14 protein-coding genes are annotated in these 10534 nt (G+C 65.0%); 11 read left to right on the top strand and 3 right to left on the bottom strand.

Translation table 11 applies throughout. The annotated features are described in order from the left end of the window. The 8 genes from EOA27_RS08375 to EOA27_RS08340 form a co-directional block, all read left to right on the top strand. A partial coding sequence (locus EOA27_RS08375) for a TOBE domain-containing protein (RefSeq protein WP_127255920.1) occupies nt 1-371 on the top strand: 371 nt, incomplete at its 5' end. Nucleotide 372: 1 nt separating this feature from the next. After that, nucleotides 373-1485 (top strand): mandelate racemase/muconate lactonizing enzyme family protein, encoded by a 1113-nt coding sequence (locus tag EOA27_RS08370; protein ID WP_127255918.1) that lies wholly within the window; start codon nt 373-375, stop codon nt 1483-1485. 10 nt (nt 1486-1495) lie between these two features. Continuing rightward, nucleotides 1496-1825: an L-rhamnose mutarotase gene (locus EOA27_RS08365; RefSeq protein ID WP_042645142.1), complete on the top strand. Its 330-nt coding sequence runs from the start codon at nt 1496-1498 to the stop codon at nt 1823-1825. Beyond that, complete coding sequence (locus EOA27_RS08360; RefSeq protein ID WP_127255916.1) at nt 1818-2891, top strand: Gfo/Idh/MocA family oxidoreductase; 1074 nt, start codon at nt 1818-1820, stop codon at nt 2889-2891. The genes EOA27_RS08365 and EOA27_RS08360 overlap by 8 nt, the downstream gene beginning before the upstream one ends. Before the next feature lie 8 nt (nt 2892-2899). Then, on the top strand, nt 2900-3346 hold the full coding sequence (locus EOA27_RS08355) for a MaoC/PaaZ C-terminal domain-containing protein (protein ID WP_127255914.1): 447 nt from the start codon (nt 2900-2902) through the stop codon (nt 3344-3346). 16 nt (nt 3347-3362) lie between these two features. Further along, nucleotides 3363-4094 carry an SDR family oxidoreductase gene (locus EOA27_RS08350; RefSeq protein WP_126079832.1) on the top strand — a complete coding sequence of 244 codons (732 nt, stop codon included), beginning with the start codon at nt 3363-3365 and terminating at the stop codon, nt 4092-4094. Between the two features lie 47 nt (nt 4095-4141). Then, nucleotides 4142-5419 carry an L-fuconate dehydratase gene (locus tag EOA27_RS08345; RefSeq protein WP_127255912.1) on the top strand — a complete coding sequence of 426 codons (1278 nt, stop codon included), beginning with the start codon at nt 4142-4144 and terminating at the stop codon, nt 5417-5419. A 65-nt stretch (nt 5420-5484) separates the two neighbouring features. Next, nucleotides 5485-6144, top strand: coding sequence for a DUF2161 family putative PD-(D/E)XK-type phosphodiesterase (locus tag EOA27_RS08340; RefSeq protein WP_127255909.1), 660 nt, complete (start codon nt 5485-5487; stop codon nt 6142-6144). A gap of 151 nt (nt 6145-6295) precedes the next feature. Here the strand turns inward: EOA27_RS08340 and EOA27_RS08330 are convergent, their stop codons facing one another. Continuing rightward, nucleotides 6296-7363, bottom strand: coding sequence for an alpha/beta hydrolase (locus tag EOA27_RS08330; RefSeq protein WP_127255907.1), 1068 nt, complete (start codon nt 7361-7363; stop codon nt 6296-6298). A gap of 107 nt (nt 7364-7470) precedes the next feature. Further along, complete coding sequence (locus tag EOA27_RS42020; protein ID WP_245491053.1) at nt 7471-7782, bottom strand: hypothetical protein; 312 nt, start codon at nt 7780-7782, stop codon at nt 7471-7473. A 30-nt stretch (nt 7783-7812) separates the two neighbouring features. Between EOA27_RS42020 and EOA27_RS08325 the strand changes: the two genes are divergently transcribed. Then, the gene (locus EOA27_RS08325; protein ID WP_245491052.1) at nt 7813-8550 is read left to right on the top strand and encodes an AraC family transcriptional regulator; all 738 of its coding nucleotides are present in this window, start codon (nt 7813-7815) and stop codon (nt 8548-8550) included. Here the strand turns inward: EOA27_RS08325 and EOA27_RS08320 are convergent. After that, a complete protein-coding gene (locus tag EOA27_RS08320) occupies nt 8503-9450 on the bottom strand; it encodes a helix-turn-helix domain-containing protein (RefSeq protein ID WP_127255903.1) in 948 nt (315 codons plus the stop codon). The two genes, EOA27_RS08325 and EOA27_RS08320, sit on opposite strands and share 48 nt — an antisense overlap. A 101-nt stretch (nt 9451-9551) precedes the next feature. Between EOA27_RS08320 and EOA27_RS08315 the strand changes: the two genes are divergently transcribed. Beyond that, nucleotides 9552-10259 (top strand): DJ-1/PfpI family protein, encoded by a 708-nt coding sequence (locus tag EOA27_RS08315; RefSeq protein ID WP_127255901.1) that lies wholly within the window; start codon nt 9552-9554, stop codon nt 10257-10259. A gap of 120 nt (nt 10260-10379) precedes the next feature. Next, nucleotides 10380-10534, top strand: a 155-nt coding sequence (locus tag EOA27_RS43120) for a GntR family transcriptional regulator (protein ID WP_127255899.1), incomplete at its 3' end; no start/stop codon positions are given.

Raw genomic sequence — 10534 nt, 5'->3', positions numbered from 1 at the left:
AGGCGACCGTCAGCGACGGCAGATTGGTTTTCAGCCGCGGCGACAGCCTGCCGCTGCTTGGCCAGTTCAAGTCGAAGACGGCGGCCGGCGACAAGGTCGTGTTCGGCATCCGCCCGGATGATTTCTACCCGACCGGCCACGGCCTGAGCTCGGGCGGCGAAACCGAAGTCCACCGCGTCGAGCTGCCGGTCAGCATCACCGAGCCGCTCGGCAATGAAACTTTGGTCTTCGCCGAGTTCAACGGCGCCGACTGGGTCTCGCGCATGCTCAATCCCAGGCCGCTGAAAGCTGGCGACAGGATCGGCATGAGCTTCGATCTGAGCCGCGCGCATCTGTTCTCCGCCGAAACCGGCAAGTCGCTGAGGAACTGACATGGCGAAAATCGAGAAGATCGAACTGCGCATGGTCGACCTCGTGCCGAAGGTCAAGCGCACGGACGCCATCCAGAGTTTCGTCAGCCAGGAAACGCCGATCGTAACCATCACCGATTCCGACGGCGCGACGGGCACCGGCTACAGCTACACGATCGGCACCGGCGGCTCGTCGGTGATGCGGCTTCTCGCCGACCATCTCGCGCCGCGCCTGATCGGCCGCGACGCCGACCAGATCGAGGCGATCTGGCACGATCTCGAATTCGCCACCCACGCCACCACCATCGGCGCCATCACCGCGATCGCGCTCGCCGCGATCGACACGGCGCTGTGGGATCTGCGGGCGAGAAAACAGAACCTGCCGCTCTGGAAGCTCGCCGGCGGCGCCAAGGACCGCTGTCCGCTCTACACGACAGAAGGCGGCTGGCTGCATATCGAGACGCAGGCTTTGGTCGACGATGCGCTGGAAGCGAAGGCCAAGGGCTTCACCGGCTCGAAGGTCAAGATCGGCAAGCCGCATGGCTCGGAGGATTTTTCGCGGCTGTCGGCCGTGCGCAAGGCCGTCGGCGACGGCTATGAGATCATGACCGACTGCAACCAGGGCTTTTCCGTCGACGAGGCGATCCGCCGCGCCGGGCGGCTGCGCGATCTCGACCTCGCCTGGATCGAGGAGCCGCTGCCGGCCGACGACATAGACGGCCATGTGCGGCTGTCCAAGTCGACGGCGACGCCGATCGCGGTCGGCGAGTCGCTCTATTCGATCAGGCATTTTCGCGAGTATATGCAGAAAGGCGGCGCCAACATCATTCAGGTCGATGTCGGCCGCATCGGCGGCATCACGCCCTGGCTGAAAGTTGCCCATGCCGCGGAGGCCTTCGACATGCCGGTCTGCCCGCATTTCCTGATGGAATTGCATGTCAGCCTGGTCTGCGCCATCCAGAACGGCAAATATGTCGAGTATATTCCGCAGCTCGATGAGTTGACGGGCGCCAAGATGCGCATCGAGGATGGCCATGCGCTGGCGCCCAGCGAGCCGGGCATCGGCATCGACTGGGACTGGGACGCGGTCAAGGCAAGAAGCATCGCCGAATTCACCACGGCGATCGTGAAATAGGGAGGCGGATATGCAGCGCATGGGCATGGTGCTTGGATTGAAATCCGAGAAGGTCGAGGAATATGTCCGCCTTCACGCCGCCGTCTGGCCGGACGTGCTGACCATGATCTCGGCCTGCAACATCAAGAACTATTCGATCTACCTGAAGCGGCCTGAGAACCTGCTGTTCTCCTATTTCGAATATCACGGCACCGACTACGCCGCCGACATGGCCAAGATGGCGGCCGACCCGAAGACGCAGGAATGGTGGTCGGTCTGCATGCCCTGCCAGGAGCCGCTCGAAACCCGAAAGGAAGGCGAGTGGTGGGCGTCGATGGACGAGGTCTTCCATCATGACTGAGGCCTTCGATCCGGCATCGCTGGCCCAGTCCTGGCCGAAGCCGTCGAAGCCGCGCCAGATCGTCACCTTCGGCGCCGGTTCGATCGTCGGCGACGCGCATTTTCCGGCCTATCGCAAGGGCGGCTTCCCGATTTCCGGCCTCTACGATCCGGACCAGGCGAAGGCGCAGAAGCTCGCCGAGACATGGGGCGTGACGGCGTTCCGTTCGGTCGAGGAAGCAGCGGCGGTGAAGGACGCGATCTTCGACCTCGCCACCCCGCCCGGCCGCCACGCCGATGTGCTGAAAGCGCTGCCGGATGGCGCCGTCGCGCTGATCCAGAAGCCGATGGGCAATTATCTCGGCGAGGCGACGGAAATCCTTGAAATCTGCCGCGCCAAGCGACTGAAGGCCGCGGTCAACTTCCAGCTTCGCTTCGCGCCGATGATGCTGGCGCTGAAGGACGCCATCGCCAAGGGCTGGCTGGGCGAGGTCGTCGATTTCGATGCGCTGCTCGCGCTCGATACGCCGTGGCAGCTTTGGGAGTTCCTGCTCAAGGCGCCACGCGTCGAGATCGCCATGCATTCGATCCATTATCTCGACCTGATCCGCCAGCTTCTCGGCGACCCGCTGGGCGTGCACGCCAAGACGCTCGGCCATCCCAACCACAAGGTCGCGCAGACCCGCACCAGCGCCATCCTCGACTACGGCGACACGGTGCGCTGCGCGCTCTCGATCAACCACGACCACAAATTCGGCCGCCGCCACCAGGCCTGCGAGTTTCGCATCTGCGGCACCGAGGGCGCGGCCTATGTCAAGCTCGGCCTCAATCTCGATTACCCGCGCGGCGAGCCGGACATTCTGGAAATCCATCCGAAAGGCGGGTCGGAGTGGGTCACTGTGTCGCTCGCCGGCGAATGGTTTCCCGATGCCTTTGTCGGCCGCATGGCCAATGTCCAGCGCTTCGCCTCCGGCGAAGATGCTGAGCTGGTGAGTTCTGTCGAGGACGCCTGGCACACCATGGCGCTGGTCGAGGCCGCCTATAAATCGAGCGCCGCGCCGGCGACGCCGCTGGCCGCGAAGCCATAAGGCCGGACATGGAACAGACCACCTATTTCGAGGATTACGAGATCGGTTCGTCGCGCCTCACCAGCGGCCGCACCATCACCGAGACCGATTTCATCGTCCATGCCGGCCACACCGGCGATTTCTTCCCGCATCACATGGATGCCGAGTTCATGAAGATGACGTCCTTCGGCCAGCGCATCGCGCATGGCACGCTGGTCTTCTCGGTCGGCGTCGGCCTGACGGCGAGCGTCATCAATCCGGTTGCCTTCTCCTATGGTTACGACCGGCTGCGTTTCATCAAGCCGGTCTTCATCGGCGACACGATCCGCACGCGCACCACCATCGCGGCCAAGGAAGATGACCCGAAACGGCCGAATGCCGGACGCGTCATCGAACGCGTCGAGGTTTTGAACCAGCGCGACGAGGTCGTGCTGGCCGCGGACCACATCTACATCGTCGAGCGACGGCCCGGCTGAAGGACGGAGATAAAGAATGGCTGACATCACAGGCAAGGTCGTGGTCGTTACGGCGGCCGCGCAGGGCATTGGGCGGGCAAGCGCGCTGGCCTTCGGCAAAGCGGGCGCCATCGTCCACGCCACCGACATCAACGAGACGGCCCTGGCCGAGCTCGCCAGGACGCCCGGCATCACGACTCGAAAACTCGATGTGCTGAACGACGAGGCGGTGAAGGCCGCCTTCGCCGAGATCGGCCGCGTCGACGTCTTGTTCAACTGCGCCGGCTTCGTCCATGCCGGCTCGATCCTGGAGATGAAGGACGAGGATCTCGATTTCGCCTTCAACCTCAATGTGCGCGCCATGATCCGCACCATCCGTGCCGTGCTGCCCGGCATGCTGGAGCGCGGCGACGGCGCGATCATCAACATGGCGTCCGTCGCCGGCGCCCCGAAAGGGGTGCCGAACCGTTTTGCTTACGGCGTGACCAAGGCGGCCGTCATCGGCCTGACAAAATCAATTGCCGCCGACTATGTCGCTAAGGGTATACGCTGCAATGCCATTTGTCCGGGCACGGTCGAGAGCCCTTCGCTTCAGGGCCGCATGCAGGCGCAAGGCGACTATGAGGCGGCGCGCGCGGCCTTCATCGCCCGCCAGCCGATGGGCAGGATCGGCACGCCGGAAGAGATCGCCGATCTCGCCGTCTATCTGGCCGGCGCGACCTACACGACCGGGCAGGCGTACAACATCGACGGCGGCTGGTCGATCTGAGGCCGCTCCGGCGATCGAATGACGAGGCGGGCCAGCACGAGGCAGCAATGACGAAAATCACGGACCTCAGAACCTTCGACCTCCGCTTCCCGACATCGCAAAGCCTCGACGGCTCCGACGCGATGAACCCGGATCCGGACTACTCGGCCGCCTATGTCATCCTCGACACCGACGTCCCGTCGCTGAAGGGCCATGGCCTCACCTTCACCATCGGCCGTGGCAACGAGATCTGCTGCGCGGCGATCGAGGCGCTGCGCCATCTCGTCGTCGGTCTCGATCTCGACTGGGTGAAAGAGGACCCCGGCCGCTTCTGGCATCACGTGACCGGCGACAGCCAGTTGCGCTGGATCGGGCCGGACAAGGGCGCCATGCATCTCGCAGTCGGCGCGGTGGTCAACGCGGTGTGGGATCTCTGGGCCAAGGAAGCCGGCAAGCCGGTCTGGCGCCTGGTCGCCGAGATGAGCCCGGAAGAGATCGTCAGGATCATCGACTTCCGCTATCTCACCGACGCCATCACGCCCGCTGAAGCGCTGGCAATCCTGAAGAAGGCGGAGGCCGGCAAGCCCGGGCGCATCGCCGCGCTCGAGCGCGAAGGCTATGCCTGCTACACCACCTCGGCCGGCTGGCTCGGCTATCCCGACGACAAGCTCAGGCGCCTCTGCCAGGAAGCGGTCGACGATGGCTTCAACCACATCAAGCTGAAGGTCGGCCGTGACCGCGCCGACGACATCCGCCGTCTCAGGATCGCCCGCGAGGTCATCGGTCCGGACCGTTATTTGATGATCGACGCCAACCAGGTCTGGGAGGTCGACCAGGCGATCGACTGGCTGAAGGACCTCGCCTTCGCCAAGCCCTTCTTCATCGAGGAGCCGACCAGTCCCGACGATGTCGCCGGCCACGCCAAGATCCGCAAGGCCGTGGCGCCGATCAAGGTCGCGACCGGCGAGATGTGCCAGAACCGCATCATGTTCAAGCAGTTCATCGCCGGCGGCGCAATGGACGTGGTGCAGATCGATTCCTGTCGCATGGGCGGGCTGAACGAAGTGCTGGCGGTGCTGCTGATCGCCGCCAAGTTCGGCCTGCCGGTCTGGCCGCATGCCGGCGGCGTCGGCTTGTGCGAATATGTCCAGCATCTGTCGATGATCGACTACGTCGCCGTGTCAGGTACTAAGGATGGGCGGGTGATCGAATATGTCGACCACCTGCACGAGCATTTCATCGAACCCTGCGTCATCCGCGACGCCGCCTATATGCCGCCCCAGGCGCCCGGTTTCTCGATCGAGATGAAGGCGCAGTCGATCGAGGATTACCTGCACCGCGCCTGACATCGGTGGCCGTGACCGCAATGGGCCGCTGGGCCGACCAGCCGCGAATCGGTTATGCCTCTCTCATGCAGGAAACCTCCCTCTACGAGCCGGTGAAGCGGTTCCTCGAGAGCATGGATTTCGCCGTCAAGGGCGAGGTTGGCGGCTGCGACATGGTCGGCGTGCGCGCCGGCGAGCCGCCGGTCGTCGTCATCTGCGAGCTCAAGCTGCAATTCAACCTCGAGCTCGTCCTGCAAGCCGTCGACCGCGCGGCGGCCTGTGACGAGGTGTGGCTCGCCGCTTTGATGTCGGCGCGCGGCAAGGGCCGGGAGCACGACCGGCGCTTCCGCGCGCTTTGTCGTCGCCTCGGCTTCGGCCTGCTTGGCGTCAGCGCCAGGGGCGAGGTGGAGTTGATCCTCAGTCCCGCCGCCCTGCCGCCGCGACGCGATCCACGGCGGCGCTCGCGCTTGGTCGAGGAGCATCATCGCCGCAAGGGCGATCCATCCATCGGCGGCAGCACGCGCAAGAAGCCGATCATGACCGCCTACCGGCAGGAGGCGCTCGCCTGCGCCGCCGCCATGGTCGACGGCCCGAAACGGCCGCGCGACCTGAAGACGCTCTCGCCACGGGCCGCGAGCATCCTGCAGCACAATTACTATGGCTGGTTCGCCCGCGCCGAGCGTGGCATCTACGCGCTGACCGAAGCCGGCATCGCAGCGATTGGGCCGCTGCCGGCGGCGCTATAATGCATGTCGCCCAGAAGTGTGAGCGGTTCTGGGACAACGACATGCATCAAAACAAAGACTTAAAGCGCGTCGCCTGAATCCGGTTCAGCGCGACGCGCTTTAGGCCATCGCGCCGAATGGCCGTGGAAGTCTTTTACGCGACAGGCCGAGGTCACATAGGACCCTGCAGGCTGCGCTCCAGGTCGCCCCGGATCAGACCGACCAGCTCGGCATGTAGGTCGGCGCGCGAGCGGCTGCCGCCGTCGGCGCAGATCGGATCGACCTCGCCCGTTTCCCTCAGCAGCTCGGCGCCGCCCGGCTTGCATTCCTGCAAGAAGCTGAAATGGATGGCGCCTTTGACGGAGGCATATGTGCCGCGCGGCGCGATCGCAGCCAGTTTGTCGGCAACGACGCCCAGCGGAATCGTGTCGGCGCCGCCGAGATTGATGAAATCCATCGGGATCGCGATCGCCTTCAGGCTGGCGGTGTCATAGGCCGGCGCAAGACCGGGATCGACCAGCACGGCCGCTTTGACGCGGCGGTCGAGGTTTGACTGCTCGAAGCGCGCCTTGTCGATCGTCCTGAGGTGGAGCTTATCGACATGCACGACCGCGTCGTCACGGTAGCCGATGCCGCCCGCATACCAGGCGCAGTCCCATTTCCTGTACTCGTCGCAATAATGGGCATAGGCGTCGAGGCTGGCGCGGGCGCCGGCAATCTCCATCGCCGCAGCGCCGCCGAGCGAGAAGCCGAGCACGCCGATCCTGTCGCCGTCGACGGCGTTGCCCCATGTCGGGTCGGTCGTCATCGCGTCGATCACGGCCGAGAGGTCCCGCGTGCGCTCCCACAATTTCGGCGTGTCGGCTGGGGTTGAGTCGCCGCTGGTTGTGCCGGGATGATTGGGCCCGGCCACGATGAAGCCCGCTTTGGCGAGTTCCGCCGCCAGCCAGGCCATGCCTTGCACGCGCCCGCCCGACCCATGCGACAGCACGACCAGGGGAAAACGCCCCTTGAGCGGTGGCGCATTCTTGAAGGCCGGCACGCCCTTGAAGGCCCTGTTGTCGCCAAGCAGGATGGCTTCGCCGCTGGCCTCGGCCGGATACCAGACAAAGACCTGGAGATTGCGGCCGCGTTGCGGTGCCGCGACGGAGATTTCGCGCATGCCGACCTCGGCGGCGTGGCTTGTAGCGGTGAAAGCGACTGTGAGCATCGCTGCGGACAGGATGCGGGAGAATGTCATGAGGACCTCGCTCGGTTGGAGAGACCGGCGATGATCTGCTGATGACATCCCGAAGTTGCGTCCTCGATCGCGATCGAGGTCGTTCTCAATCGCGATCCGGGCCACTATCAATGCACCCGATTGCTTTTTGAGACTGCCCCGTGATTTTCGTTCCGCTTCCCTTCGTCGTCGCCCTGCTTTTGTTCGTCCTGCTTGTCCGGATGCTGCATGCCGAGCAGCCGAGCCGGCCGTTCCTCGCCCTGATCGGCCTTTGCATCCTGCAGTCGGCGCTTCTCGGTCTGCGCTGGGGCTATGGCATGACAGCGCTGCGCTACGTGCTGCCGGTGGTTGCCAGCGGCCTGCCGCCCATCGTCTTTGCCGGCTTTCGCAGCCTGATCCACCGCAGCGCCGCCGACGCTGACAGCGTTCGCTGGCTTCATGCCGCGCCGCCTGTCCTGATGCTTGCCCTGGTGCTGTTCGCGCCGGCGCTGATCGACGCCGCCATGATCGTGATCTTCGTCGGTTATGCCTTGGCCGTGCTCGATCTGGGCCGCGCCGGTCCCGATGCGCTGGACGAGGCGCGGCTCGACGGCGCGGTCGCCGCGCACCGCGCGCTCGTCATCGCCGCCCTGGCGCTTTGTGTCTCTGCCTTCTTCGATCTCGCCATATTGATGGATTTTGAATGGAGCAGAGGCGAGAACGCGGCCTTCATCGTCAGCAATGCGAACTTTCTTGGCCTTTTTCTCATCGGGCTGACTGCCATCGCCGCTGCGCGCGCGCAGCCTCAATCCGATGCCGCCGAGGAACTCGAAACACCATCGACAGCGGCGCAGGATCGTGAGGTTCTCGACAGGATACGCACCCTCCTGGCCGACCAGAAACTGGCGCGCGATGAAAATCTCACCTTGTCGCGGCTGGCCCGCCGCGCCGGCGTGCCCGCCCGCCAGATATCGGGCGCGGTCAATCGGTTGGCCGGCAAGAACGTCTCGCAGTTCATCAATGACTTCCGCATTGCTGAAGCTTGCAGGCTGCTCAGCGAAACCGAGATGTCGGTGACTGCGGCGATGCTCGAATCCGGCTTCCAGACCAAATCGAACTTCAACCGCGAGTTCCGGCGCGTTACCTCGCTCAGCCCGGCTTCATGGCGCGAGCGGTCGCGATCAGAAGCGCTCGCGGTAGTCGCGCGGGTTGGTGCCAAGGACACGTAGGAAGCCGCGCCGCATCGTTTCTTCCGAGCCGAAGCCGCAACGCCGCGCCGTCTGGCCGACCGTTTGTCCCCGCTCCAGCATCCGCCGCGCCGCTTCGATCCGGATCTCCTCGACGGCGCGGGCGGGTGTGCGGCCGGTCGCCTCCTGATAGCGGCGCGAGAAACTGCGCCGGCTCATATTGGCGCGGTCGGCCAATTGCTCCAGCGAGAGATCGGCGCTGAGATTGTCGAGGATCCAGCCATGCAGCCGGTCGAAGCGCCCGTCGCCTTGCTGCAGCTTTAAGGTCTGGCTGAACTGCGCCTGGCCGCCGGAACGCTTGAGGAAGACGACCAGCTCGCGCGCCACCGCCAGCGCCATGCGCCGGCCAAGGTCGGCCTCGACGAAGGACAGTGCGAGGTCTATGCCGGCCGTCACGCCGGCTGAGGTCCAGACATTGCCGTCGCGAATGAAGATCGGATCGGGATCGAGCCGAACCGCCGGAAAGCGTCGTGCGAACTCCGCGCAGCGGCCCCAATGGGTCACCGCACGCCGGCCGTCGAGCAGGCCGGCCTCAGCCAGCAGCAGGGCGCCGCTGCAAACTGAGGCGGTTCGCGTCGCATCGCGCGAGCGGCCGATGATCCACTGCACCAGCTCGGCATCCTCGCAGGCCGCGTTGACGCCCCAGCCGCCGGGCACGATCACCGTGTCGATCGTGGTTCCGTGCGCCGGCAACGCCGCTGCCTCAACCACCAGACCGGACGATGTCCTGATCCGCGACGAAGCGGCGACGACGACGACGTCATAGGCCGGCGCTTCGCCGGCCTGCGTCCTGAAGTCGTTGGCGCTGGCGAAAACCTGAAGCGATCCGCTGACATCGAGGAGCTGGATGTCGGGATAGGCGAGGATTTCGATGCGGCGCATGGCTTTGGCCTGAAACGAGGGATGATTGGCGATCGGGCCAAAGCATGATGCCGTAGATTGCCCGAAGTCAACCTGCCCCAAGTCAAACTGTGGAGATTTCCATGAGCCTTCGTTTCGGCATTATCGTCTTCCCCAACGTCCAGCAACTCGACCTCACCGGGCCTTATGAGGTCATGGCGACCGTCAAGGGCGCCGAGGTGGAACTGATCTGGAAGGATCGCAATCCGGTGACGTCCTCGACGCGTCTTTCGCTTACGCCGACGGCTACCTTCGACGATTGTCCGCCGCTCGACGTGCTGTGCATTCCAGGTGGCGGCGGCGTCAACGCGCTGCTCGAGGACAAGGCGGTTCTGGATTTCGTCTGGGAGCGCGCGGCTGAGGCGCGCTACATCACCTCGGTATGCAGCGGCGCCCTGGTGCTTGGCGCAGCCGGGCTGCTCAGGGGCAAACGCGCCACCACGCACTGGTATGCGCATGATTTCCTGGAAGAATTCGGCGCGATCCCGGTCGATGCGCGGGTCGTCGAGGACGGCAAGCTGATCACCGCCGGCGGCGTCACCTCAGGCATCGATTTCGGCCTGGCACTGGTCGCAAGGTTGCTTGGCCAAGCCGAAGCCGAGATCGTGCAGCTCTCGCTCGAATACGCGCCGGTACCACCCTTCCGCTCCGGCACGCCGGCCGAGGCCTCACCGGCTGTCCTGGCGGAGGCGAAAGCGCGGCTTTCGGGTTCGAGGCTGGTCCGCGAGGAGATGTTCGCTCGTTGGCGCCGGGAGCGCGCGGCTGCCGCGTCTGCGCGGATCCGCGCCTAATACCTCAGGGCCGAATGGCGAAATCCGCGTCGTCGGCCCGGCGTAATTTCGACCGTTGACTCATCTTTCGGTCTGTGCAGAAATTGGTTGGACCATTGAACCACTTTAGGCGCAGCCGGCTTGACCGATCTTTTGCCCCCGATCCAGACGACGGCCCGCGATGACGCGGTGCTGAAGGCGTTGGCGGGGTTCGTGCGGCAGGAGGCTCTGGGCCCGGGTGAAAAACTGCCGACCGAGCGCATCCTCGCCGAACGCCTCAAGGTGAGCCGCAACAC

The organism is Mesorhizobium sp. M2A.F.Ca.ET.037.01.1.1 (assembly GCF_003998075.1).
GTDB lineage: Bacteria > Pseudomonadota > Alphaproteobacteria > Rhizobiales > Rhizobiaceae > Mesorhizobium.
Note: the sequence above shows the minus strand (reverse complement) of the source record. Positions and strands in the feature narration are given on the sequence as shown.

Coding starts and splice junctions, on each gene's coding strand:
- EOA27_RS08370 (WP_127255918.1), top strand. CDS start 373: ATGGCGAAAATCGAGAAGATCGAACTGCGCATGGTCGACCTCGTGCCG.
- EOA27_RS08365 (WP_042645142.1), top strand. CDS start 1,496: ATGCAGCGCATGGGCATGGTGCTTGGATTGAAATCCGAGAAGGTCGAG.
- EOA27_RS08360 (WP_127255916.1), top strand. CDS start 1,818: ATGACTGAGGCCTTCGATCCGGCATCGCTGGCCCAGTCCTGGCCGAAG.
- EOA27_RS08355 (WP_127255914.1), top strand. CDS start 2,900: ATGGAACAGACCACCTATTTCGAGGATTACGAGATCGGTTCGTCGCGC.
- EOA27_RS08350 (WP_126079832.1), top strand. CDS start 3,363: ATGGCTGACATCACAGGCAAGGTCGTGGTCGTTACGGCGGCCGCGCAG.
- EOA27_RS08345 (WP_127255912.1), top strand. CDS start 4,142: ATGACGAAAATCACGGACCTCAGAACCTTCGACCTCCGCTTCCCGACA.
- EOA27_RS08340 (WP_127255909.1), top strand. CDS start 5,485: ATGCAGGAAACCTCCCTCTACGAGCCGGTGAAGCGGTTCCTCGAGAGC.
- EOA27_RS08330 (WP_127255907.1), bottom strand. CDS start 7,363: ATGACATTCTCCCGCATCCTGTCCGCAGCGATGCTCACAGTCGCTTTC.
- EOA27_RS42020 (WP_245491053.1), bottom strand. CDS start 7,782: ATGAAGCCAGCGAACGCTGTCAGCGTCGGCGGCGCTGCGGTGGATCAG.
- EOA27_RS08320 (WP_127255903.1), bottom strand. CDS start 9,450: ATGCGCCGCATCGAAATCCTCGCCTATCCCGACATCCAGCTCCTCGAT.
- EOA27_RS08315 (WP_127255901.1), top strand. CDS start 9,552: ATGAGCCTTCGTTTCGGCATTATCGTCTTCCCCAACGTCCAGCAACTC.